Annotated in this window: 16 protein-coding genes; 9 read left to right on the forward strand and 7 right to left on the reverse strand. The window is 56.8% G+C overall.

Going from position 1 to position 25,251, the window contains the following annotated elements:
* Nucleotides 1-139 precede the first annotated feature (139 nt).
* The 3 genes from rhlE to ACMGGP_RS04915 all read left to right on the forward strand — a co-directional run bounded on the left by rhlE (nt 140) and on the right by ACMGGP_RS04915 (nt 3,730).
* Nucleotides 140-1,519, forward strand: a complete 1,380-nt coding sequence (gene rhlE / locus ACMGGP_RS04905) for an ATP-dependent RNA helicase RhlE (RefSeq protein ID WP_022626008.1) — start codon at nt 140-142, stop codon at nt 1,517-1,519.
* A gap of 2 nt (nt 1,520-1,521) precedes the next feature.
* Nucleotides 1,522-2,472: a tRNA dihydrouridine(16) synthase DusC gene (dusC, locus tag ACMGGP_RS04910; RefSeq protein ID WP_010260276.1), complete on the forward strand. Its 951-nt coding sequence runs from the start codon at nt 1,522-1,524 to the stop codon at nt 2,470-2,472.
* Nucleotides 2,473-2,542: 70 nt separating this feature from the next.
* A complete protein-coding gene (locus tag ACMGGP_RS04915; RefSeq protein ID WP_010260279.1) occupies nt 2,543-3,730 on the forward strand; it encodes an MFS transporter in 1,188 nt (395 codons plus the stop codon).
* Between the two features lie 21 nt (nt 3,731-3,751).
* Here ACMGGP_RS04915 and ACMGGP_RS04920 read toward each other — a convergent pair whose 3' ends face one another.
* The 4 genes from ACMGGP_RS04920 to ACMGGP_RS04935 form a co-directional block, all read right to left on the reverse strand.
* Nucleotides 3,752-5,353 carry an inorganic phosphate transporter gene (locus ACMGGP_RS04920; RefSeq protein ID WP_033785492.1) on the reverse strand — a complete coding sequence of 534 codons (1,602 nt, stop codon included), beginning with the start codon at nt 5,351-5,353 and terminating at the stop codon, nt 3,752-3,754.
* A gap of 187 nt (nt 5,354-5,540) precedes the next feature.
* Nucleotides 5,541-6,662 carry a L,D-transpeptidase family protein gene (locus ACMGGP_RS04925; RefSeq protein WP_010260287.1) on the reverse strand — a complete coding sequence of 374 codons (1,122 nt, stop codon included), beginning with the start codon at nt 6,660-6,662 and terminating at the stop codon, nt 5,541-5,543.
* A 214-nt stretch (nt 6,663-6,876) separates the two neighbouring features.
* On the reverse strand, nt 6,877-8,691 hold the full coding sequence (locus ACMGGP_RS04930; protein WP_498798224.1) for a glycoside hydrolase family 15 protein: 1,815 nt from the start codon (nt 8,689-8,691) through the stop codon (nt 6,877-6,879).
* 231 nt (nt 8,692-8,922) lie between these two features.
* Nucleotides 8,923-9,504 (reverse strand): DedA family protein, encoded by a 582-nt coding sequence (locus tag ACMGGP_RS04935; RefSeq protein ID WP_498798225.1) that lies wholly within the window; start codon nt 9,502-9,504, stop codon nt 8,923-8,925.
* A gap of 205 nt (nt 9,505-9,709) precedes the next feature.
* Between ACMGGP_RS04935 and ACMGGP_RS04940 the strand changes: the two genes are divergently transcribed.
* From ACMGGP_RS04940 to ACMGGP_RS04950, 3 genes are all read left to right on the forward strand, one after another.
* Nucleotides 9,710-10,297 (forward strand): Yip1 family protein, encoded by a 588-nt coding sequence (locus ACMGGP_RS04940; RefSeq protein ID WP_010260296.1) that lies wholly within the window; start codon nt 9,710-9,712, stop codon nt 10,295-10,297.
* A 178-nt stretch (nt 10,298-10,475) separates the two neighbouring features.
* Complete coding sequence (pbpG, locus tag ACMGGP_RS04945) at nt 10,476-11,423, forward strand: D-alanyl-D-alanine endopeptidase (RefSeq protein ID WP_010669685.1); 948 nt, start codon at nt 10,476-10,478, stop codon at nt 11,421-11,423.
* A 226-nt stretch (nt 11,424-11,649) separates the two neighbouring features.
* The gene (locus tag ACMGGP_RS04950; protein WP_010260302.1) at nt 11,650-14,097 is read left to right on the forward strand and encodes a DUF3772 domain-containing protein; all 2,448 of its coding nucleotides are present in this window, start codon (nt 11,650-11,652) and stop codon (nt 14,095-14,097) included.
* A gap of 454 nt (nt 14,098-14,551) precedes the next feature.
* Here the strand turns inward: ACMGGP_RS04950 and ACMGGP_RS04955 are convergent, their stop codons facing one another.
* The 3 genes from ACMGGP_RS04955 to dld form a co-directional block, all read right to left on the reverse strand.
* A complete protein-coding gene (locus ACMGGP_RS04955) occupies nt 14,552-17,203 on the reverse strand; it encodes a beta-N-acetylhexosaminidase (protein WP_498798226.1) in 2,652 nt (883 codons plus the stop codon).
* Between the two features lie 48 nt (nt 17,204-17,251).
* Complete coding sequence (gene chiP, locus ACMGGP_RS04960) at nt 17,252-18,649, reverse strand: chitoporin ChiP (protein WP_498798227.1); 1,398 nt, start codon at nt 18,647-18,649, stop codon at nt 17,252-17,254.
* 293 nt (nt 18,650-18,942) lie between these two features.
* A complete protein-coding gene (gene dld / locus ACMGGP_RS04965) occupies nt 18,943-20,646 on the reverse strand; it encodes a D-lactate dehydrogenase (protein ID WP_010260312.1) in 1,704 nt (567 codons plus the stop codon).
* Nucleotides 20,647-20,801: 155 nt separating this feature from the next.
* Here dld and bglX point away from each other — a divergent pair, with 155 nt between their 5' ends.
* The 3 genes from bglX (at nt 20,802) to ACMGGP_RS04980 (ending at nt 25,123) form a co-directional block, all read left to right on the forward strand.
* Entirely contained in the window at nt 20,802-23,099 is a 2,298-nt protein-coding gene (bglX, locus tag ACMGGP_RS04970) for a beta-glucosidase BglX (protein ID WP_480255578.1), read from the forward strand.
* Nucleotides 23,100-23,195: 96 nt separating this feature from the next.
* The gene (locus ACMGGP_RS04975; protein ID WP_480255577.1) at nt 23,196-24,068 is read left to right on the forward strand and encodes an oxygenase MpaB family protein; all 873 of its coding nucleotides are present in this window, start codon (nt 23,196-23,198) and stop codon (nt 24,066-24,068) included.
* Nucleotides 24,069-24,382: 314 nt separating this feature from the next.
* Nucleotides 24,383-25,123, forward strand: a complete 741-nt coding sequence (locus ACMGGP_RS04980) for an SDR family oxidoreductase (protein WP_498798228.1) — start codon at nt 24,383-24,385, stop codon at nt 25,121-25,123.
* The last annotated feature ends 128 nt before the right edge of the window (nt 25,124-25,251 follow it).

Here is a 25,251-nt window from a genome sequence, read left to right on the forward strand (position 1 = left end):
TTCTCTTAAAGCTGTTACACTCGCCCGCTTACGCATCGTAGTTTGCGCCCTTTTCACGCGTCAGCCCTGGCTGGCGTCACTATCCCTCTGAAAACTACACCGTGAATCACGGTCAGAGCGGACCGGAGTAAATCACTTAATGTCTTTTGACTCTCTCGGCCTGAGTGCCGATATTTTGCGCGCGGTCGCCGAACAAGGCTACAGCGAACCCACACCTATCCAGCGCCAGGCGATTCCTGTTGTGCTGGCAGGCCGCGATCTGCTGGCGAGCGCCCAGACCGGCACCGGCAAAACAGCCGGCTTTACCTTACCGATGTTACAAAAACTCTCTGCCACTGCCACGCCCATCCGCGGTCGTCGCCCGGTGCGCGCCCTGATCCTGACCCCAACCCGTGAACTCGCAGCGCAGGTTGGCGAAAACGTCAGCGACTACAGCAAATATCTCTCGCTGCGTTCCATGGTGGTGTTTGGTGGCGTCAGCATCAATCCACAGATGGTAAAACTGCGTGGCGGCGTCGATATCCTGGTGGCAACGCCTGGACGCCTGCTGGATCTGGCACAACAGAATGCAGTTGACCTGTCACAGGTCGAAATTCTGGTGCTGGATGAAGCGGACCGTATGCTGGATATGGGCTTTATCCACGACATCCGTCGCGTACTGGCACGTCTGCCGGCCAAACGTCAGAACCTGCTGTTCTCTGCCACCTTCTCTGATGAGATCAAAGGCCTGGCTGAGAAACTGCTGACCAACCCGGAAATGATTGAAGTGGCTCGCCGCAACACCGCCTCCGAGCAGGTCGCGCAGCAGGTGGCTTTCGTTGATAAGAAGCGTAAGCGTGAATTGTTGTCGCAGCTGATTGGCGAAGGCAACTGGCAGCAGGTGCTGGTCTTTACCCGTACCAAACACGGCGCGAACCACCTTGCCGAGCAGCTGGGCAAAGATGGCATCTCCGCCGCCGCGATCCACGGCAACAAGAGCCAGGGTGCACGTACCCGCGCGCTGGCCGACTTTAAGTCAGGCGGAATTCGCGTCCTGGTTGCCACCGATATCGCGGCCCGTGGCCTGGATATCGAAGAGCTGCCACACGTCGTGAACTATGAGCTGCCTAACGTCGCCGAAGATTACGTTCACCGTATTGGTCGTACTGGCCGTGCAGCTGCGACCGGTGTCGCACTGTCACTGGTCTGCGTCGATGAGCATAAGCTGCTGCGTGATATCGAACGTCTGCTGAAGCGTGAAATCCCGCGTCTGGCCGTTGAAGGTTATGAACCCGATCCGAGCATCAAAGCGGAGCCGATCATCAACGGTCGTCAGCAGCAGTCTCGCGGCGGTGCAGGTGGCGGTGGCGGCGGCCGTGGTCGCAGCCAGGGCGGACAGGGTGCAGGCGCATCGCGCTCATCTTCATCCGGCGAAAAGCGTCCTCAGGCGCGTCGTCAGAGCCAGGCCGCTCCTCAGGGCGATAGGCCCGCAGCCCGTCCGCGTCGTCCGGCAGCAGCGAAGCGTACCGGAAACGTCTGAGTATGAGGGTTTTACTGGCACCGATGGAGGGCGTGCTGGATTCACTGGTGCGCCAGCTGTTATCGGAAGTAAACGACTACGATCTCTGCATCACTGAGTTTTTGCGCGTGGTCGATCAACTGCTGCCGGTAAAATCTTTCTACCGTCTCTGCCCCGAACTGCATAACGCCAGCCGCACGCCTTCCGGCACGCGGGTGCGTATGCAGCTGCTGGGGCAGCATCCCGAATGGTTAGCCGAAAACGCCGCACGTGCGGTGGAACTGGGCTCATGGGGTGTGGATCTCAACTGTGGTTGTCCTTCTAAACTGGTCAACGGCAGCGGAGGCGGCGCAACTCTTCTTAAAGATCCCGATCTGATCTATCGCGGCGCGAAAGCGATGCGTGAAGCGGTGCCTGAAGATTTGCCGGTAACGGTAAAAGTTCGGCTCGGCTGGGACTCCAGCGCCCGCAGTCTGGAGATTGCCGATGCGGTGCAACAGGCCGGTGCCAGCGAGCTGGCGGTGCATGGACGAACCAAAGAAGAGGGCTACCGTGCAGAGGCGATTAACTGGCAGGCGATTGGCGATATTCGTCAGCGGCTGCGCATTCCGGTGATTGCCAATGGCGAAATCTGGGACTGGCAAAGCGCGCAACACTGTATGGCGGTAACCGGCTGCGATGCGGTGATGATTGGCCGTGGCGCACTGAACATCCCCAACCTGAGCCGGGTAGTGAAATATAACGAGCCGCCGATGGCCTGGCCTGATGTGGTGCGGTTATTACAGAAATACAGCCGCCTGGAAAAGCAGGGCGATACCGGCCTCTACCACGTGGCGCGTATCAAACAGTGGCTCGGTTATCTGCGCAAAGCCTATGGCGAAGCCGATGGCTTATTCAGCGAAATCCGTGCGTTAAAATCGTCGGGCGACATTGCACAGGCGATTGATCGTCACGCACATGTTCATGGTTTGTGATAAAAAATCAGGCGACCCTTTAGTGACCTGACGGTATAGTGGGAAAAATTTCCTGGACCCCTTGCCTGCTATGTCTGACTCCGCTGTGTTGAGCAACAGCCAGCTCAACAAACGAATCCTCTCCGTTATTATCTTCACCTTCTTCTGCTATCTCTCTGTCGGACTGCCGCTGGCCGTGCTGCCAGGCTTCGTCAAAAATCATCTTGGCTTCAGCTCCTTTATCGCCGGACTGATTATCAGCATTCAATACTTTGCGACGCTGCTCAGCCGTCCGCAGTCGGGCCGTCTGGCCGATCGCCTTGGGCCAAAGCGGGTGGTGATGCTGGGACTGCTCTGCTGCGGTATGAGCGGGGTGCTGACTATCGTGGCCGCACTGCTGAGCGGCTGGCCGTGGCTGAGTCTGGCGCTGCTGGCCATCGGACGGCTGTTTCTCGGCGTAGGTGAAAGCTTCAGCAGCACCGGCTCTACCCTGTGGGGTATGAATATCGTCGGGCCGATGCAGACCGCGCGCGTGATCTCCTGGAACGGTGTTGCGACCTATCTGGCAATGGCCGTCGGTGCACCGCTGGGTGTGCTGCTGAACAGTGAATTTGGTATGAGTGGATTTGCCGGGCTGATTGCGCTGATGGGCGTGGCGGGCTATCTGATGGCCAGCCGCAAACCGGCGGTGACGGTCAGCGTGGGCGAGCGCATTCCGTTTCACCGCGTCTTTTCGCGCGTCTGGCTTTATGGCCTGGCGCTGGGCTTCGGCACCATCGGTTTTGGCGTTATCGCCACCTTTATCACCCTCTATTTTGCCAGCCGTGACTGGCAGGGCGCGGCCTATGCGCTGACGCTGTTCAGCCTGGGTTTTGTGCTGGTGCGTCTGGGGTTTGGTCGCTTTATTACCCGTTTCGGCGGGCTGCGCGTGTCGCTCTTCTCATTCCTGCTGGAATGTCTGGGACTGCTGATTATCTGGCAGGCGGACAGCGCCTGGCTGGTAGGGGCGGGCGCATTCCTTACCGGCAGCGGATTTTCGCTGGTCTTTCCGGCACTGGGCGTTGAGGCGGTTAAACGGGTTGAGCGCCAGGATCAGGGCTCTGCGCTGGGCACCTATTCCGCTTTTCTCGATCTGGGCCTGGGTTTAACCGGCCCGGTGGCGGGATTGCTTATCGGACACTGGGGGATGCAGTCAGTCTATCTGGCGGCGGCGTTGATGGTGCTGGGGGCGCTGCTGATTACCCTGCGGCTTTACTGGCAGCAGCGGCTTATCGCCTGAATGACGATAAGCCGCAAACCGTTAAAAATGGCTGAACGCCCAGTAGAGCAGGGCAGAGAGCAGAATAGAAACCGGCAGCGTTAAAATCCAGGCGACGGCCAGGTTACGCAGCGTTGAGAGCTGCAAGCCGGAACGGTTCGCCGCCATGGTGCCCGCCACGCCGGATGAGAGCACGTGGGTGGTAGAAACCGGTAAACCGAAACCGTCTGCCGCGCCGATGGTCATCATCGCCACCAGTTCGGCGCTGGCGCCCTGGGCATAGCTCAGATGGGTTTTACCGATCCGTTCTCCCACGGTGACCACAATCCGGCGCCAGCCGACCATGGTGCCCAGTCCCAGCGCAATCGCCACCACCACTTTCACCCACATCGGAATAAAGCGGGTGGCGCTGTCGAGTTCCGTTTTCACTGCCTTGAGATTGCGTTCCGTCTCCTGCGGCAGTCTGACCTCGGCGCCCTGCAGATGCTTGATCGATTCTGACGCCAGATACATCTGGTTGCGGGTATTGGTCACCGCCTGGGCTGGAATGTTTTCCATTGAACCGTAACGACGAATCTCATCGCCGACTTCGCGCAGCGTCATCGCCAGCGCGGGCAGCACGTCGGGATTCATGCTGTTGCTGCCAACAAAGCCGGTCAGTACCTCACGGGCCGGTGGAGGATTGGCTGACGCGGGCTGCAGTTGCAGCAGCTGATGGGCGGTCACTTCGTTCAGCGCCGCGACGCGCGGGATCTGATCGGGTGGCAGCGATCGGTTCAGGGCGTAGGCGATCGGCATGGTGCCCACCAGGATCAGCATAATCAGCCCCATCCCTTTCTGACCATCGTTGGAGCCGTGCGCAAACGACACGCCGGTACAGGTCAGGATCAGCAGGCCGCGGATCCAGACTGGTGGCGGCTGATTGCTTTCCGGCGCCTGATAAAGCTGGCGATTGCGGATAAACAGTTTCATCACCCACAGCAGCAGCCCGGCGCAGACAAAGCCGACCACCGGCGACAGCAGCAGTGCATAGCCGACCTTAAGTGCCTGATCCCAGTCAACCCCGCTCAGACCGCTGCGTCCGTGCAGCATCGCATTGGCAACGCCGACGCCGATGATCGAGCCGATCAGCGTATGGGACGACGACGACGGCAGCCCTAAATACCAGGTGCCCAGGTTCCAGATAATCGCTGAGAAGAGCAGCGCATAGACCATGGCAAACCCGCTGCCGCTGCTGGCTTGCAGGATCAACTCCACCGGCAGCAGTGAGATAATGCCAAACGCCACCACGCCGCTGGAGAGCAGCACACCCAGAAAGTTACAGAAACCGGACCAGACCACCGCGACGCCGGGCGTCAGCGAATGGGTGTAGATCACGGTCGCCACGGCATTGGCGGTATCGTGAAAGCCATTCACGAACTCAAAGCCGAGCGCAATCAGCAGTGCCAGCCCCAGCAGAAAGAACGGCAGATAGCTGGTGACCGGCATATTGGTCTCTTCAACATCGCTGACCAGATTGAGACCGGCGAACGCCAGTCCGGCAACCAGCAGAATAAAGAACAGTGGTTTACTGAAACGGCTATTTTTGCCGTTGAAATCGGGGCGACCTCGGGCTGATGAGGAGGAGAGACTGTTTTCGCTCATGGTGTACCTCTGGTGGCTGATGCCGGATGCTGATTTGCACCGGGTCAACGCAGTGTGATACGCGCTTTATATGACAGATTAATGATCGTCGGACGGGGCATTCTGAGCGGAGTGCGGGGAAAAACGCGGAAACGCAGGCAATAAAAAAGCCAGCGACAGGCGCTGGCTTCTGCAAGCAGGGCGGCAATTACGAGCTGGTATTGGCCGCGGCTGCAGGTGCTGCTGGTGTTACCGGAGCGGCCGGTGCGGCTGGCTCAGTGGCCGGCTGCTGTGGCTGCGCGGCATCACTGTTTGCGCCCTGAGAGGTGACTGGCGTCATTGGCTCTTCCTGTGGCACAGCCTGCGGATTTTCCGGCATCGGAACTGGCGCAGTCTGGATGTTGTTCTCCACGCCGTTCACTTTTACTGGCATACCGGTACGGCCCTGAATCGCGCCATTAACCTGATCCTGATTGACGCTGGCATCAACCAGAACTTTGCTCACCGCCTGATTCAGCGTAATCGGCACCAGCTCACGCGAGTTGAACTGCTCTTCGGTGGTCGACAGCGGGTTATGCACTTCTACATACCGTGAACCGTCTGGCTCCACGGTCGCTTTTACCGGCTGATCAACAAACTGTACGCGCGTACCGACCGGCACGTTCTGATACAGCCATTTGATATCGTCAGCGCGCAGACGCACACAACCATGGCTCACGCGCAGGCCGATACCGAAGTTGGCGTTGGTGCCGTGAATCGCATAGAGACGACCGATATAGAGCGCATACAGGCCCATCGGGTTATCCGGGCCTGGCGGGAAGACCGCTGGCAGGGTTTCACCGCGCGCCGCGTAATCCGCATGCATGCCTTTGGTTGGCGTCCAGGTCGGGCCATCTTTTTTACGTTCTACCGCTGTGGTCCAGTTAATCGGGGTATCTTTACCCAGTTCACCAATACCAATAGGCAACACCACCACGGTTTTGCTGCCTTTCGGATAGTAGTAAAGACGCATCTCAGCGCTGTTAATCACAATGCCTTCACGCGGTGCGTCCGGCAGGATCAACTGCTGTGGGATGATCATTTTGCTGCCAGCCTTAGGCAGATAAACGTCAACGCCCGGATTGGCTTCCAGCATATTGCTGAGGCCCATCTGGTACTGCGCCGCAAAAGCTTCCAGCGGCAGTTTGCTGTCTTCAGGGACAGTAATTTCGATATTTTCGCCGATCAGACGACTGTTGGCCGGCGGTAACGGGTAAACCACAGCAAAGGCTGACTGGCTGAAGGCCGCCAGAGCCAGTGCGATTGAAGCGAAAGCGCGAATGATTTTCATATTTTACAATTCTTTATCGCCATATTTCAGGCTGTTCAGTGTGTCGAATTCATGCTGGCCAATGTGACCTGCTGCGCATTATATGTTCATTAATCTGACGTTGTGAATCGGGATTTTAACCTGCCTGCAATACTTTACGTAAATTCACCGCGGATGTTAGCGCATTTCCGGAAAGCAGGGCGCTAAAAATGGGGCTTTCCGGGCTTATCGCTGACTAAGGTTGCCACTGTGTTTGTTCGCCGCTGAGTTTGCGGTTCAGGAAAAAGGCGGCACTGATTAACGCCAGATGGGTCAGCGCCTGCGGCGTGTTGCCCAGCGCATGGCCGTGGCTGTCAAACTCCTCCGCGTAGAGGCCCAGTGGATTGGCGTAGCTCAGCAACTTTTCAAATTCAAAATGCGCTTCCTGAATCCGGCCCGCGCGCGCCAGACACTCGACATACCAGAAGGAGCAGGCTCCGAACGACCCTTCTGAGCCTTTCAGGCCATCGGCGGGCGTCTCATGCGTATTGTAACGGCGCACCATACCGTCGCTGACCAGATTGGTTTTGATCGCATCCAGCGTGGCAATCCAGTCCGGGTCGGTGGCTCCCACAAAACGCACCAGCGGCATCAGCAGCATTGAGGCGTCGAGATGTTCGCCATGACGGGTCGAAGAGAAGTGACCCCGCTCACTGTTCCAGAAGTTAGCCCAGATATCTTCGCGGATCTCCCGGCGCGCCCGATCCCAGCGTTCATAAGGCATCGGCAGCGATCGCTTCATGCCCAGACGCAGCGCGCGATCCATCGCCACCCAGCACATCAGACGCGAGTGCAGGAAATGTTCCGGTTCACCGCGCATCTCCCAGATACCGGCATCGGGCTGATCCCAGTTATCACACAGCCAGTCGATCATTTTGACGACATGTTCCCAGCCGCGCTGGGAGATCGCCTCACCATATTTATTGGCCAGATAGACCGCATCCATCAGCTCGCCATAGATGTCGAGCTGTGTCTGCTGCCAGGCGTCATTGCCGATGCGCACCGGACGGGAGTCGGCATAGCCGGAGAGATTCAGCAGCTCCATCTCGTGCAGTTCGGTGCCGCTGTCCAGCCGGTACATGACCTGCAGGCGCATCTCATCGTGATGGCTGTTTTCAACGCAGCGACCAACCCAGTGGGTAAAGTGTTTGGCTTCATCGATATAGCCCAGCCGCATCAGGGCATACATGCTGAACGAGGCGTCACGGATCCAGGAGGCGCGATAGTCCCAGTTGCGTTCACCGCCCAGCTCTTCGGGCAGGCCAAAGGTCGCTGCTGCCGCAATAGAGCCGTGCTGATGTGAGGTCAGCAGTTTGAGGACCAGCGCCGAACGCTGCACCATTTCGCGCCAGCGTCCCTGATAGTTACTGTGGGCGCTCCAGCGTCGCCAGTAGTTCAGCGTCTCTTCAAAGCAGTGTTCGGTGGTCAGCGCTTCGATATGCGCATCATCCACGCTGCCAAATTCAAACTGCGCATGTTCACCGGGTTGTAACGTGAAGAGGGCGGTAGCACTTTCATCTTCCAGCGTCATCGCCACGCTGGCGGCGAGGCGCAGCGACGGCTGGCCCTCGGCATGAAAATCGATACAGCCGTTGTGCGCCTCTGCGCGGGTCTGCGCCCGGCCATAGTCGTGACGCGGTGAACAGCGCAGGCTAAAGGTCGCGCTGCCGCGAACCATTTTGACCCGCCGGATCAGACGCGGCAGCTTGTCCTTGTCATCACAAATCGGCATGTAGTCGGTGATCTCCGCCACGCCTTCATCATCCAGCCAGCGGGTCTGCAGGATGTTGGTATCGGGCAGGTAGAGCTGCTGACGTCGCGCATTGGGCCAGTCAGGGGCCAGGGAGAAAAGCCCGGCATCATCGCTGTCGAGCAGGGCGGCAAAGACCGACGGGCTGTCGAGTTCCGGCCAGCAGAGATAATCAATGGTGCCATCATTCGCGACCAGTGCGCAGGTGCGCAAATCTCCGATCACGCCATGGTCTTCAATCTTACGTTTTACCTTACTCATCCTCATCTCCCTGTCAGTGTCCATCCTAACTATAGCTGAGCCATCTGATGCGGCTTCGTTTGGGCACAGATGGTTAACGTACGGTTGAATGAGGCAGGGAAGGGGTGAGGGCGGGTGAGACATGGGAAATCGCCAGCAGGGTCGCCTGGCGCTGCTCAGCGTCGGCGACCCTTACCACCGGTCAGCTCACTCTCATAGCGGGTGGCGTCTGCTGGCGAATCCGTGGTTCATTTATTCCTGATCGGCACGACGATTGTGCCAGCGGCGGATCACCCAGCGCAGCGCAAAGGCGAATACCACTGCGCCGACCAGCCACAGCAGATGCTTCAGATGCTGGTCGAGTTTATGCAGCCATGGCGCGATGATGCCGCCCGCGAAATAGCCCAGGGTGACAAAGATCAGCGCCCAGATGGCCGCCCCGATGACGTTAAGAATAAAAAATTTCATCGGATTGAGGCGGCTGGCCCCGATGATGATTGGGCCAATCAGTCGAAAGCCATACATAAAGCGCACGCCAATCACAAACAGGCTGGGACGGCGTTTAATCAGGCGGTTCGCCTTGACCACTTTATCCTGATGCTTTTTAAAGCGGCGCAGGATCTGCGTGCCCCAGTGGCGACCGACCCAGTAGAGCAGTTGATCGCCGACAATACCGCCACCCATCGCGGCCAGCACCACTCCCACGTAATGCAGCAGCCCCTCATGCGCGGCGACGCCGCCCAGCAACGTAAATGTTTCCCCCTCGGCGATACAGCCAATAAAAAGTGCCAGATAACCGTACTGCGTAATTAATGCGTTGATATCCAGATGCAAAATGACCCTCCCTGTTCAGTGACTGTTTCTTCCAGTCTATACGCGATTTGGCTTCGCTTCCGCCCGTGCCTCATGGGTCCGTTTATTTATGCTGTTTTTTTGTCCGATCACCACGAAAGTTTCGCTGCCGTTTATACTTGAGAGGACGCTGCCCCCAAAGACGGATGCATCATCGGGCGGCCCACTGCATCAGAGGAGTGAATCTATGAATCATGTCTGGGGTCTGCTGGCGCATCCGAATCAGGAAATGCGTCATATCAAGCAAGAGAATGAGAGCGTATCGCACCATTACACCCACCATGTTCTGCTGATGGCGGCGATTCCGGTGATCTGCGCCTTTATCGGCACAACTCAGCTGGGCTGGAATCTGGGCGAGGGGCAATATGTGCAACTCAACCTGTTGACCGGGATTGGGCTTGGCATTCTGTTCTATCTGATTATTCTGGGTGGCGTCGCGGTAATGGGACGCGTGATTCACTGGATGGCACGTGATTATCCGCAGCGCCCCGGCGTACAGCGCTGTACGGTGTTTGCGGGCTATGTGGCCACGCCGCTGTTTCTCAGCGGGCTGGTGGCACTCTATCCACTGGTCTGGCTCTGCGTGCTGGCGGGCGCCCTGGCGCTACTCTACACCGGCTATCTGCTCTATATCGGTATTCCACTGTTTCTTAATATCGACCGCGAAGAGAGTCTGCGTTTTTCCGGTTCAACGCTGGCCATCGGCGTGCTGGTATTTGAAGTATTACTGGCATTAACCGTGGTGCTGTGGGGATATGGACCGCATCTGTTCTGACCGATCGCTGCCGCCGCTCTGGCGGCAGTTCTCTTTTTACGCCCGGAAACACTCTCACCAGGAAATTTCTTAACCTTACGGGTATGATATCGCCGCCAGCCCGCGCTCCGACCTCACTGAAGCGGGCGGCCTGTGTCGGTCTGACACAGTACATATTCATAACCGGGTTTTTTCTACGATGCCTGCAAAAATTCGTTCCACCCTGCTTTCGCTGGCGCTGCTCGTTTCAGGGCAGATTGTTTCACTTCCGGCGCAGGCGACGACGTCGCTGTCGCAACTGGCGCCGATTGCTCAGCCGCAGATCGCCTCTGGCAGTGCGATGATTGTCGATCTCACGACCAATAAAGTGCTGTTTTCAAGCCACCCTGATCGGGTCAGGCCCATTGCCTCCATCACCAAGCTGATGACTGCTATGGTGGTGCTGGATGCGCATCTGCCGATGAACGAGATGATAACTGTCGATGTCAGCCAGACGCCGGAAATGCGAGGTGTATTCTCACGCGTTAAGCTCAACAGCCAAATCAGCCGCCGGAATATGCTGCTGCTGGCGCTGATGTCCTCAGAAAACCGCGCCGCCGCCAGCCTGGCTCATGCTTATCCGGGCGGCTATAACGCCTTTATCCGGGCGATGAACGCGAAAGCGCGGTCACTGGGCATGAAACAGACCCGCTACGTGGAGCCAACCGGCCTGTCGACGCAAAACGTCTCCAGCGCCCAGGATCTGGTTAAATTACTCAAAGCAACGCGGGAATATCCGCTGCTTGGCGCGCTCAGCACCACTAAAGAGGAGACGGCAGTGTTTGCCCATCCGAGCTATGCGCTGCCGTTCCGCAACACCAACCATCTGGTCTATAAAGATGACTGGCACATTCAGCTGACCAAAACCGGTTACACCGATGAGGCGGGCCACTGCCTGGTGATGCGCACCATGATTAATAATCGTCCGGTGGCGCTGGTGGTGCTGGATGCCTTTGGCAAATATACCCACTTCGCCGACGCTAACCGTCTGCGCAGCTGGATTGAGACCGGTAAAGCGGCGCCGGTGCCGGCTGCCGCACTGGCCTATAAAAAACAGAAATCGGGCCAGGTTGCCAGTAATGGGGCCAGCAGCGCCGACGTTGAGTAGAAAACAGCCAGTGTTACGCGCTGCGGACACTGGCATTATCTGCAGGCTGAGCGGGTATCCGGGATGATGCAGGCAGAGGCGTACGGCGATTTTCACGCTTCTGCCTGCACCGAATTAGCCCGAAAAATGCCCGTTATTCCTATATTGCCATCCCTTGCAAAGCCCTACACTACGCGCGACTGGCGAGGGAAGATCGCCTGATTTAAGCTGCCGGAATCTTACTCATATGTTTAAGCTACGATCCTTTTTTGCATTGTTAATGCTGGCGCTGGTGGCGTTTGCCCCGGCGCTGACGCTGGCCGCGGATGATAAGGCCACTGCTGCTCAGGAACAGGATGCTCCGCCGAAGCTGAATGCTGCGGTTGAACTGCCGAAAATGCAGAAGATCCTCGATAAAATCAAAAGTCAGGTCTCCGTTGATGCTGGCGAAAACAAGCTGACTCAGCTGAATGAAATGGCGCTTGAGCTCTCAGGCAGTGCCGACACGCTGGGCCAGGCGCTGCTCCCCGATCGCCAGCAACTGGAAGCCCAGTTGCAGGTTCTGGGGCCGGCACCTAAAGCCGACAGCGGCGTAAAAGAGACGTCGGAAGTTACGCGCAAGCGTAACGCGCTGGAGAGTCAGAAAAGCAAACTCGACGATCAGATTAAACAGGCCGAAGGCATTAAAAATGGCGCGCTGATGCTCTCCTCGCAGATTGTTAACCTGCGCCGCGATCAGCTGAAAAGCCAGCTGGCGCTGAACTCCGGCACCATTCTGGGGCCGCGCTTCTGGTCACCACTGCTCAATAGTCAGGATCTGGATGGCGAGAAAATTGGTGAATTCCTGCAGGAGTTGCAGGACACTGCGGCACTCTCATGGGAGCCGGGCTGGCGCGTGGGCAGTGTTTTCTGGCTGCTGGCTGCCATGCTGGTAATGACGGCTGGCCGTCGTTACAGCGAAGAGTTTCTGGCCTGGATTAGCATTCACAAACTGCCGGAAGGGAAGCTGCGCCGCAGTTTCCTGGCGGCAGCGATAGCCCTGACCACCCTTGTGGCTGTCGTCCTCACCTTTAACTTCATCGCCCTGGCCTTTACCCGCCGTGATGAGGTTTCTGAAAACGTTCAGGACTTTGTGGATCAACTGGTTCGGCTCAGTGTCTTTTGTGGCCTGATTGCCGGACTGGGACGCGCTTTCCTCTCTACCCGTCGACCCAGCTGGCGGTTACCGACCATCTCCAATGAAGTGGCGATGGCGTTAAAACCGTTTCCACCGATTACCGCCGTGCTGGTCTTTATCTTCCAGACGGTCGAAGCGTTTAACTACAGCGTCGGCACCAGCCTGAATACCACCATTTTTGCCAACGGGCTGACGGCACTGCTGATTGGTACTACCGCGCTGGCGATCAGCATGCGCACCAACCGGGTTCGTCGCCGTATGACCCAGGCGGGCACACCACCAGAGGCCCGTTCTACGCTGGTGGGACTGATCCAGATGGGCCTGACGCTGACCGGCATCGCCATTCTGGTGTCGCTGCTCATCGGTTACGTCACGCTGGCGCGCTTCCTGAGTTATGAAGTGATCTGGTGCGGTCTGCTGTTTGGTTCGTTCTACTTCCTCAGTCATCTGCTCAACGATGGCTGTGAGAGCCTGTTCTCGACCAGTAACGCAACCGGTCGTCGTATTCAGAGTTCGCTTAACATCAATGAGCGTCATCTGCAGCAAACGGCTACGTTGCTGACGGCAATTGGCAAAACCTTCCTGGTGCTGGTTGTGGCGCTGGCGCTGGTCAACGGGACCTTTGCCTCTTCAACGCCGATTGAGCTGCTGCAAAAAGTGATTGAGTTCTGGGGCGGTAAAGGACTTGAATCCCTGAATATCGTCCCGGCGCACATGGTGAATGCGATTATCTGCCTGATCGTCGGCATCTATGTGCTGCGAACGGTGCGCCGCTGGCTCGACACTGATTTTCTGCCGAAAACCACCATGGACGTGGGCATGCGGGTGTCGCTGGTGACGCTGTTCAGCAACATCGGTTATGTACTGGTCATCCTGCTGACGTTGTCGATCATGGGCCTGCAGTGGAATAAGCTGGCCTGGATCGTCAGTGCCTTGTCGGTAGGTATCGGTTTTGGCTTACAGGAGATTGTGAAGAACTTTATCTCGGGGCTGATTCTGTTGACCGAGCGGCCAGTGAAGGTTGGCGATCTGGTGAGCATCAGCGGTATCGAAGGGGATATCCGCCGGATTAACGTGCGCGCCACCGAGATCCAGCTGGGCGATAAATCCACGGTGATTGTGCCGAACTCGCAGTTTATCTCGCAGAACGTGCGAAATGCCACCATGGGTAATGCGCAGGGGGTGGTCACGATTACGCTGACTTTCCCGCTCGACATCGATCCGGCGAAAGTGCGCGATATCCTGCTGGAGGTTTACAACGAAAATGAACGCATTCTGGAGACGCCAGAGCCATCCGTTTCGTTTAAAGATCTGACTCAGCAGGGAATTATACTGAGCGTCACCGGTAACGTGGCGGGTCAGCGCCAGATCGCAGGAGCGAAGAGCGACCTGCTGTTCGATATTCTGACGCGTCTCCGTAAAGAGGGCATTCTGCTCTCCACGCCGCAGACCATGATTATCGAGCGCCGTCAGCAGATGGCGGGTGCGGAGCCGGTACCCGAAGAGAAGCTGGTTTAGGTGTGAAAGGGCCGACTGCTGTCTAATGCTGATCAGTTAAGATCAGATTTGTAAAGGCTGCCACGGTCAAACGTGGCAGCTTTTTTTCTGGGCGAGCGAGCAACAGCGGCGCTCAGGCCTTCACTATCGTGCCCTTTTTAACAATACACACTGAAGTTTCAGAGCAGGCTGGGGCCGGGCAGGGGCAGGTAATCCGCAGCGCTGAACAGAATGAGTCTGCCAGGAGAGCCCGCAGGACGCGGGCGAAAGGCGGGGCGGCACAGGATGTGCCATCCCCGGCGGTCCGTCAGGCAGGCGAATGAAGTGAAGGAACCGCGCAGCGGCGCGAGGACCGCCAGCCCCTGCCCGGCACCAGACTGCGTTATCCCCTGTCGCTTAACTGACTGCCATTAGACTTCTGTCGGCCTTTTTCATATTCAAACGCTGGCTTCTCAGCCCGTTCACACTTCGCTTTCTACAGGGATTCAACGCGGCTGGTGTGCTGCCCGTCGCGGCTCACCGAGCGAATTGCCACCGCACCGCTGACCTGCGGCGGTCTGGTGGCATCGTAGCGCTGCCAGTTTGTGCCCTTGTCCAGGCTGTACTCCAGAGTAACGCCCGGTAAGGCCACGTTCATCGACAGGATGCCATCAACGATTCTGGCTCCCGGCACTGGCAGGCGATAATCGATACCCGCCTTATCCAGCTTCGCCAGTTCCCGCTGTCCCAGCAGATTGGCAAATCTCTGCCAGTCATTCAGACGCGCCTGCTGATCGACCAGATGGGTTTTCCCCCCCACATACTCCTGACCTGCCTTGTAATCCTGCTCCCAGCTGGCGCGGTGCCAGCTTCGTTCCGCTACTGCAAACAGGCGAGGATAGATCATGTGCTCCATTTGAGCGTCAGTGCGCACCGTTTCGCTCCACAGCTGGGCCGAAATGCCGTAAGCACCGCTCCATGGCTTCTCTGATTTGGCGCTGAAAAAGTTGCCATCGCGATCCACTGAGGTTTCAGCATTCTGCGGCAGGTTGTCCGGCGCGAAGCCAAAGATTTTGCGCTCGTCGTTGAAGCGCGTGCCCCAGTAATAGCCGCGTTCCAGCGGGTTAACTTCATACGGAAAATCCAGATAGAGATAGTCGGGGCTGGAGATCACCACGTCGTAGCCTTTCTGTGACCAGTCACTGGCTGTGTCAAAACCGCCCCAGTAGAGGGTGTCCCAGAAGTTGACTGCGACGCGCGGTGTGGCAAAGGCTGCTGAATCTTTGGCATGTTTTAAACCATCCTGCCAGGCCTGCATTTTGCCAATACCGTGCCGGTTAACAATGTCACTGACGGTCAGGGCAAAGTAGCTCGGCAGGTGCGCCAGATCGTCCACTTTGCCGCTCTTCACCAGCGCCTGACAAACCTGCGATTTCGCCCACGGCAGATCTTCTTTACTCCAGTCGCGCAGACCGGTGCCCGGTTTAGGGTCGCGTTTATCCGAGTAGCCAGCACCCAGCCGGATATTCTTTGCTTCGTCACCGCCAAAATGCCAGACACCGAGCGGCTGTCCCGCTTCCCGGTGCATTGCCTGAACTTCACCGATCACTTTATCGACAAACCGCTGTGAACCCGCAATGCAGGGATTGAGATAGCTGGTGCGGTCATAGAGCTGGACCGAGGTGGTATTGGAGTCGTCGGTGGGATCGATCAGGCGATACGCACTGGCCTGTTCAGATTGTCCCTCCTTCATCAGCCGCTGATAGCGTGCTTCCATAGCGATGACGGCGGCACGGGCATGGGCGGGCATATCGATTTCCGGGATCACCTGGATGTGACGGGCCTGCGCATACTTCACAATCTCGATGTAGTCGGCACGACTGAAATAGCCGCTGCCGTTGTTATCGCTGAACGGACCGGAACCGAGTTGCGGCAGCAGGCAGCGCTGTTCGCTCAGGTCATGGCAGCGTTTAGCCCCCACCTCAGTCAGTTCCGGTAAGCCGGGAATCTCAATCCGCCAGCCCTCATCGTCACTGAGGTGAAAGTGGAAGCGGTTCATCTTCCATGCCGCCATCTGATCAAGCAGCCGCATCACTGCCTGCTTAGTGTGAAAGTTGCGGGCAACGTCAAGAAACGCGCCGCGATAGGCAAAGCGTGGCGCGTCATGGGCTTCCAGCGTGGCAATACGCGGCGCGCCTTCGGTGGGTATCAGCGAGAGAATCGACATCAGACCGTAGAACGCACCGGCAGCATCGTAGCCCACCACGATGGCGCGGCGGGGAGTGATATCCAGATCGTATGCGCCCGGTTTAGCCTTTTTCCCGCTGAAATGATCCGGTTTGATCTGCGTCTTAATAGCAAATCCGGCAGGATCTTCTTTCAGGCCGAGCAGGGCCAGACGCTGCTTCACCGCCTCACCGGTTTCACGGGTCAGCCCGGTCAGTGACAGACTGACGCCACGGCTGAGGTCGGCATCCTGGGGACGCAGTTTCACCTCAAGCGGCGTGGGTGTGATTTGACCGCGCAGCACGGAGGCGGGCAGGGTGGCAACATCGCTGTTTTTATCAAACCGGCTGGCGGGTTGCATCAGGATATTCCGGTCATCGGCACTGCGTCGCCAGTTATCCCCCAACGGCAACACAAACTGACTGGGATCTTCATGATCGGTGCTGACAATAATTTTGGGGGTGGCCTGCCCGGACGTCACATACCAGCGCGGCATCACATCCGTGGCAAACAGCTGCCAGTATTCGTTAACGATCGGAATCTGCACCGATTCGCCCGCGCCAATGCCGGTGAACCTCTCAGTCGGCTCCAGTCGGGTCAGGTCGCCGACCAGATGGGTCATTTTGAACTGTTCGTTATCGACCCGCAGCGTCTGGTGGACGTTGCTCATGTAGATTGCCCAGTGTTTATCGGTCAGGGCAGGGCCGTTATTGGTCAGGGTAATGGTGGCGCGATTGCAGGCGGCATAGTCGGCACCCAGAGCAGCGCAGTCGGTGCCATGCAGGGCGGCCTGATTATCGTTCACCTGATAAGTGACGCCAAACTGGCTGATCTGATTCACCACCTGCTGCGCTGACGAGCTGGCGTGGCCTGTGGCTGCAGCGCCCAGCAGAGTGAGCGCGATAAGGCTTAACTTAAACATATTGATTCATCCTTGCTGCTGAAGAGATATCCGGGAGTCTGCAGGGCCTCAGAACAGTGTAAACGGCACGATAACCATAAATTTGATGTCCTTCTCGTCCTGAAAAATGTTGCCGTAACCGCCGCTGTAACTGGGCAGATTGCTGTGATTGTCGTAGCGGGTGTAATGCAGTTTAAACAGGGTATCTTTGGCGCGGCCCTGCTGGATTTGATAGCTCAGATCAAGGTTCCAGGCGGACTCTTTCAGCCGCTGGCTCTGGTCAACGGTGGGCAGCGTGGCGGGTCTGGCATCCCAGCCCCAGACGTACGATGCGCCCACTTTCCATCCCGCCAGTCGCCACGGCGTTAAGTCGAGCATCGCCCCGGCAAAGATCGCTTTTTCGCCATTGGCGTTCCAGTCGGAACGGGCATCCCACCAGATATCCAGTCGTCCATTGGAGCTGGCGTAGCCTGGCGTCATGCGCTGCAGGAAGAAGCCCTGATTCCCCTCTGCTTTGACCCAGCTGCCTTCCAGGCGCAGATCAACCGGGCCGACGGTGTAACCGACCGTGATCGCCTGTAACCAGGCCAGGCCGTCATAGACATCACGGGGATTAGCGGCACCGCCCGCTACTTTGTCGTGCGCCCCATAAAACTGATAGCTGGTGTAAAGTGCATTGCCACCGGGCGTGGCTGACCACGAGGCTTTGGCAAAATATTGATCCATATAATCCGCCGCCTGGCCAAATGCGCCCTCAAGCACCAGGTTATTTTTGAAGTCATATTTCATACCGAACGAATGCAGGTAGCTGACAGGGGTTTTGCCATCAGCCTGACGAAAATCATATAAGTCACGATACCAGGGCGCTTTATATTTATCGCTCCACATCCAGGAGAGTGATAATGCCCCGGCCTGCTGGAAATCATACAGCGCACCGACTTCGACGCCGCGATAGGTTCCGGGTAAGAAACTCCAGTGTGGCGCAATAATTGTCTGGCCGGTTGGCTGAATATAACCGGCACGCAACCAGTAATCGTTATATTTTAATTTCAGTGCGGCTTTATAAACAGAAGCACCGCCGCTGTCGCCATTCCACTTTTCATCCCAGCGGGTACGCGCCTTACTGAAGCCAATTTCATTGGGTGCGGCGGGGCCGCTGTTGGAAAGCTCAGCAGCACCGAAAATGGCGAGGTCCAGACCAATCCACTCTCCGGCATAGCCTGACTGATAGTCAAGATTACTGTTGAGCGAGGCATGATGTAAATTAGCCCGATACTGTCCCTGATATTCACTGGCGGGATCGGTGTCTCTGCGATCTCGCTGACGCTGCCAGTAAAAAACATTACCTTTAAGCGATGAGTCCTCAATAAATCCGCTGGCGTAAGCCGGTGATGAACTTATTGCAGTTAACGCTATTAATACGGTGGCTATTTCAACTAACGCTAACGCATAATTAATTTTTCGCATGATCATTCCTCCCTGAATACAATCCGGATAATTAAGCAGAATATTATTATTGTGGCGGTACTCTATTTTTCGCGACGCGAATTATCAATTAGCAGCGTGGTGATTTGTGAACTATTGCGCAGAACCCGATGAGATAAAATAAAGCAGGTGCAATATGGGAGGGGATATTAATATTTTGATGAAGATGTTAGCTATTGGCAGGGCTACTGCAACGGGAAGCTGGCGGTGCGAACGGGCCTCCCGGTTGTATGACAATCAGCCTGCTCAGATAAGCAGGCTGACCGATAAGGCGATTAAACCTGCTTCACCGCCCATCCCTTTTGCTTGCTGGTTTTGCCAATCCCAGGGTTGAAGCTGTTAGTGGGATCGAGCTGGCGATAGAACGCCGCCAGCTGCGGTTTGGCCTGATAGAGATGTCCGACGTTATGTTCAGCGGGATATTCCGCGCCCCGTGCCTGAAGAATCTCCAGCATCTGCGCTTTGAGCGCATGCACATCGACGCCTTTTCTGACGATGTAATCCTGATGAAACACATGACAGAAGAAGTGACCATAGTAGAGACGATGGCTCAGCGAGGCGCGGATCTCATCGGGCAGGGTTTCGAACCAGTCCGCATCATTACGACGCAGGGCGATATCCAGCGCCAGAATGTCCTCGACCTCATCAGAATGCACCGCGTGGTAGCGCACCGCCGCACCCGCCGCTGCGAAGCGATGCAGAAAGGCGTGCGCACCTTCTTTGCCTTCACACTCGAAGAATTCGCCACCGCCTTCGCGGAAGTAGTCGCGCAGATAGTTACGCGCTTCCGCCACGCCGTCGCCAGACATCTTCAGCATCAGATGGTGTTCATATTTGTCGCGATACTGCTTCATGCGTTTCGGCAGATGCGCCGGAAACAGTTTACTCAGGCGCTGCAACAGGCGATCGCTGAAGTGCGGTTTAACGAAGGAGAGTTTGCTCAGCCAGGCATCAACCCGCCCCTTCAGCGTGAAAAACAGCGGCATCTTGTCGGTGCCCAGCTTGTCGATCATCAGGAAGGTATCTTTGCCGTAGACTTCCGCAATGTCATAAATGTCGCGGTGCATATATTCGCCCGCCACCGGCAGATGGGTGAAATGCGCCAGCATGTGACGGCGGATATCGCTGAGAACACCGGGCTCGTTGGTGCCGATGTAAAACACCTGCTGCTGCGGTTCGCTGGCGAAGGTATCGAGTCGCACCGCGAAGACCGCCAGCTTCCCGGCACAACCGGAGGCTTCAAACAGGCGACGCGCATCGGCGTTATAGCGGGCGGGCGTATCCGCATCCACTTCACGAACCCGATCGGCATATTCATGATCGGAGGCGTGACGGCCATCGTGCTGCACATCTTTGGGCTGCCAGCGGTCATCATCCAGCCGCCCCAGAATCTCTTCCGGCGACGTCCCAAGATCGATACCGAGATGGTTCACCAGCTTCAGTTTTCCCTGCGCATCAATCTGGGCAAACAGCGCCATTTCACTGTAGGCCGGGCCGCGCTTGATCAGCGATCCGCCGGAGTTATTACAGATGCCGCCCAGCACCGAGGCACCAATACAGGATGAGCCAATCACCGAGTGGGGTTCACGCCCCAGCGGCTTCAGCGCTTTTTCCAGCTGGTAGAGTGTGCTGCCGGGGAACGCCAGCACCTGCTGGCCTTCGTCGATCAGCTGAAGCTTATCCAGCCGCAGGGTGCTGACAATCACCAGCGGACGATCGTAATCGTCGCCATGCGGCGTCGAGCCCTCGGTCAGGCCGGTATTCGCCGCCTGCATCAGGATAATGACATCGGCATTTACCAGCGTTTGCAGTACCCGCCAGAGCTCCAGCAGCGTACCGGGAAACGCCACCGCCAGCGCCTCGCCTTCGCCGGAGCGAAAGCCCTTGCGATAGCGCGCGGTCTGTTCAGGTTCAGTCAGCAGATGGGTAGGGCCGACCAGGCGGCGCAGGTCAGAAAGCAGGGCAGAGGTTTGTATCATGAGCAATTCCCTTGTCTTATCAGTGCGTCCTAACTGTAGCACGTCAACTCACCTCAACGCAGTGTGACAGCGGCAGCTACCTGCTATTCTCATCTTGTGGCACACTGCCGCCTGTTTATTCGATATTGCGCAGTTACTTAAGAGAACCCAACCTGATGAAATGGATTTACTCTGTTAGTCTCGCTGTCTCCCTCGCGATGCAACCGGCATTGGCTGAGACAGTGCCAGGTAACCACCCGATGACCGAACAGGCGCGGGATGCCTTCGTCAACCAACTGCTTAAAAAAATGACGCTGGACGAGAAGATCGGCCAGCTGCGTTTAATCAGCGTCGGACCTGATAATCCGAAAGAAGTGATTCGCGACATGATTCAGAAGAGTCAGGTTGGCGCGATTTTTAATACCGTAACCCGTCAGGATATTCGCGCGATGCAGGATCAGGCGATGCAGCTCAGCCGCCTGAAGATCCCGCTGTTTTTCGCCTACGACGTTATTCATGGTCAGCGCACCATTTTCCCGATTCCTTTGGCGCTGGCGTCGAGCTGGGATCTGGATGCGGTGAAAGAGGTGGGGCGTGTCTCTGCCTATGAAGCGGCCGACGATGGCCTGAACATGACCTGGGCGCCGATGGTGGATGTCAGCCGTGAACCGCGCTGGGGCCGTGGCTCTGAAGGTTTCGGTGAGGATACGTATCTCACCAGCGAAATGGGTCGCAGCATGGTGCAGTCGATGCAGGGCAAAAGTGCTGCCGATCGCTACAGCGTGATGACCAGCGTGAAGCACTTCGCGCTCTACGGCGCAGTGGAAGGCGGACGCGATTACAACACCGTGGACATGAGCCCGCAGCGCATGTTTCAGGACTATCTGCCGCCCTATAAAGCCTCACTGGATGCCGGCAGCGGCGGCGTGATGGTGGCGCTGAACTCGATCAATGGCGTACCCGCCACGGCGGACAGCTGGCTGCTGAAAGATCTGCTGCGCGATAAGTGGAAGTTCAAAGGCATCACCATCAGCGACCACGGCGCAATTAAAGAGCTGATCAAACATGGCGTCGCCAGCGATCCGCAGGAAGCGGTGCGCATCGCCCTGAAGTCGGGTGTCGATATGAGCATGAGCGACGAATATTACAGCAAGTATCTGCCCGCTCTGGTGAAGAGCGGCGACGTCACCATGGCGGAGATTGACGATGCGGCGCGCCATGTGCTCAACGTCAAATATGACATGGGCCTGTTTAACGATCCCTACAGCCATTTAGGTCCGAAAGAGAGCGATCCGCAGGACACCAATTCGGAAAGCCGTCTGCACCGGGCTGAAGCGCGCGACGTCGCGCGTAAAAGCATCGTGTTGCTGAAAAACCGCCTGGAAACGCTGCCGCTGAAAAAATCGGGCACCATTGCCCTGATTGGTCCGCTGGCAGACAGCCAGCGCGACATTATGGGCAGCTGGTCCGCCGCTGGCGTGGCGAAGCAATCCGTTTCGCTGCTGCAGGGCATGCGCAATGCCACCGAAGGCAAGGCTACGCTGCTCTATGAGAAGGGCGCCAACGTCACCGACAACAAAGGGATTCAGGACTTCCTGAACCTCTATGAGCAGGCGGTTTCCGTGGATACGCGTTCACCGCAGCAGTTGATTGATGACGCGGTCGCCAAAGCGAAACAGGCCGATGTGGTAGTTGCCGCCGTGGGCGAAGCGCAGGGTATGGCGCACGAAGCCTCCAGCCGCAGCGACCTGGTGATCCCGCCGAGCCAGCAGAAGCTGTTAGCGGCACTGAAAGCCACCGGTAAGCCGCTGGTGATTGTGCTGATGAACGGACGCCCGCTGTCAGTGGTGAATGAAGATCGGATGGCCGATGCGATGCTGGAAACCTGGTTCAGCGGCACCGAAGGCGGCAACGCCATCGCCGATGTGCTGTTCGGCGACTACAACCCGTCGGGCAAGCTGCCGGTTTCCTTCCCGCGTTCAGTGGGTCAGATTCCGATCTACTACAACCATCTGCCAACCGGTCGTCCTTACAACTTTGCTAAGCCGAACAAATACACCTCGCACTACTACGACGCGGCTAATGGCCCGCTCTATCCGTTTGGTTACGGCCTGAGCTACACCACTTTCACCGTGTCGCCGGTAAAAATGTCCTCACCGACCATGCCGCGTAACGGCAGCATTGAAGCCAGCGTGACCGTGACCAACAGCGGTAAACGCGATGGCGCGACGGTGGTGCAGATGTACCTCAACGATCCGGTCGCTTCCATCAGCCGTCCGGTGCAGGAGCTGCGTGGCTTTAAGCGCATCATGCTGAAAGCAGGCGAGTCGCAAACCGTGACCTTTAAAATCGACGTGGATGCGCTGAAGTTCTGGAACCAGCAGATGAAGCATGTTGCAGAACCCGGCAAATTCAACGTGATGATTGGACTCGATTCCGTTCGTACCGAGGATGGGCAGTTCAACTATTTATAACCGTCAGCCTTTCCCCTGACGTCAGGGGAAGGTGATGCGGCGCGTCGTTAGCGTCCTGCTACGGCGCGCCGCGTCATATCCACTATCAGAGCCATCATGATTAATCTGCGTGACCGCATTCAGCAGCAGGTATTCCGCCTTAACGGCCTGTCGATGAATGAATTTGACCTCTCTCAACCGCCTGGCGATCCCGGCCTGTTTGGCCCGGACAGCGTGATCTGGCGCGTCCACGGTGACTTCACCTCAATGATGTGCGGCGGGATCAGCGCGCTGCTGTTGCAGATGCTGCATCCGGCGGCACTGGCGGGCGTCTGGGATCACTCCAATTTCCGTGAAGATATGATGGGCCGCCTGCGGCGCACCAGTCAGTTTATCGCGGTGACCACCTACGGTAATTCGCAGGATGCACAGACGCTGATTGACCGGGTGAAACGCATTCACCTGAAAGTCAGCGGCGTTGATAGCGAAGGCAAACCCTATGCCGCCAGCGATCCGCATCTGCTGACCTGGGTGCATGTGGCGGAGACCAGCCGTTTTCTGGCCGCCCATCTGCGCTACAAAAATCCACACCTCAGCCGCGCCGAGCAGGATCAGTACTATCAGGAGGCGGCGCAGGTTGCCGAAGCGCTGGGGGCGGAGAAGGTACCGAAAAGCGTTGTTGATGTTGCGGATTATCTGCAACAGATGCGTTCAGAGCTGCGCTTTGATCATCGCACTGCCGAAGTGACGCGATTGCTGATGAATGCTCCCGCACCCAGCTGGCAGGCAAAACCGGTGATGAAAATCATGCTGAAGTCAGGGTTCGGGCTGATGCCAGCCTGGGCGCAGGCAATGTCCGGTACGGAGATCGGCCGCTTTCAGCAGGCAATCATTGACCGGAAGATTAATGCGATTGCGGTGGGATTAAGGTGGTCGATTCAGCGCGGTGCCTGGTATCGGGCGATGGTGCGGATGGGAAGGGTGGGGTGAGGTGTTCACTGGTAGAAATGTGAGTGGTTAGTGGTCATAAAGGGATGATGCAACTGGAGTGATTGATGCCTGCAACTGAATAGACGCTTTGTTCAGACAGACAGTTTGTTGGGATTAGTTACAACAGGCTGATTGGGGTTAATTTCAACGTCTGCTTTGTGCCAGAAGCGGACATTGCTAATCCCCTGGCACACGCTAAACAGTTTGCGGTGCAGCTTATTTCTGTTCCCATGTAAAAAGGCATTAACTGAAAGATGTCACTTAACTTCCTCATGTATATCTACATCCACATATAGTCATCAGGAAAAGGATGAATGAAGATGCTGAGAGGTAAAAGAGCTGTTATTACCGGTGGCGGCGGGGGATTTGGCCAGGCGCTGTGCGTGTGGCTGGCACGAGAGGGCGTCGAGGTGGATTTTTGCGCACGGCGGGCTGAAGATATTCAAAAAACCTGCAGCATCATCACTGCTGAAAGCGGCATTGCAAAAGGGTATATCTGTGATTTAACACGCCCTGAATCCCTTTCTCAGTTTTCCTCACAGCTGTTAATTTCAGACAAGCCTATAGACATTTTAATCCTGAATGCTGCTCAGTGGTTATCAGGGAGATTAGACGATCAGCCTGACACAGAAATTATCAATACCGTCAGTTCAGGTCTGACAGGTTCGATTCTGCTGACTCAGGCTCTGCTGCCCGGGTTAAGACGTTCAGACAATGCTGATATCGTCTCAATTATATCTTCATGTGGGATCCCGAATTTTACGGATTCAATTGCGCATCCTGCTTTTTTCGCCAGTAAACATGGGCTTAGCGGGTTTATCACCAAACTGTCACAGCAGTTGTCCGAAGAAAACATACGTGTGACCGGGTTGTATCCACCGGATTTCGAACTTACAGGGTTAGATACGCTTGTCGACAGTGAATCCAGAATGGGGGAACGTCTGATGAATGGGCGCTCAGTCTGGGAAACAATTCGTTTTGTGCTGACTCAGCCACGTAGTTGCCATATAAGCAGTATCTACTTTCAAGGTCCAACTCGCGAAGACCTGGGATAAGAGTGGCTAAAAGCCAATAGAGTTAAACAAACATTCATACTTCCGCTTCTCGCTCATAGCGGACATGGGCCAACATGTAAGTCCGCTTTGTGCCAACAACGGACGTTGGCGTCTTAAGTCCACAATCA

The organism is Curtobacterium sp. BNK-1 (assembly GCF_048685235.1).
Classification (GTDB): domain Bacteria; phylum Pseudomonadota; class Gammaproteobacteria; order Enterobacterales; family Enterobacteriaceae; genus Pantoea; species Pantoea agglomerans.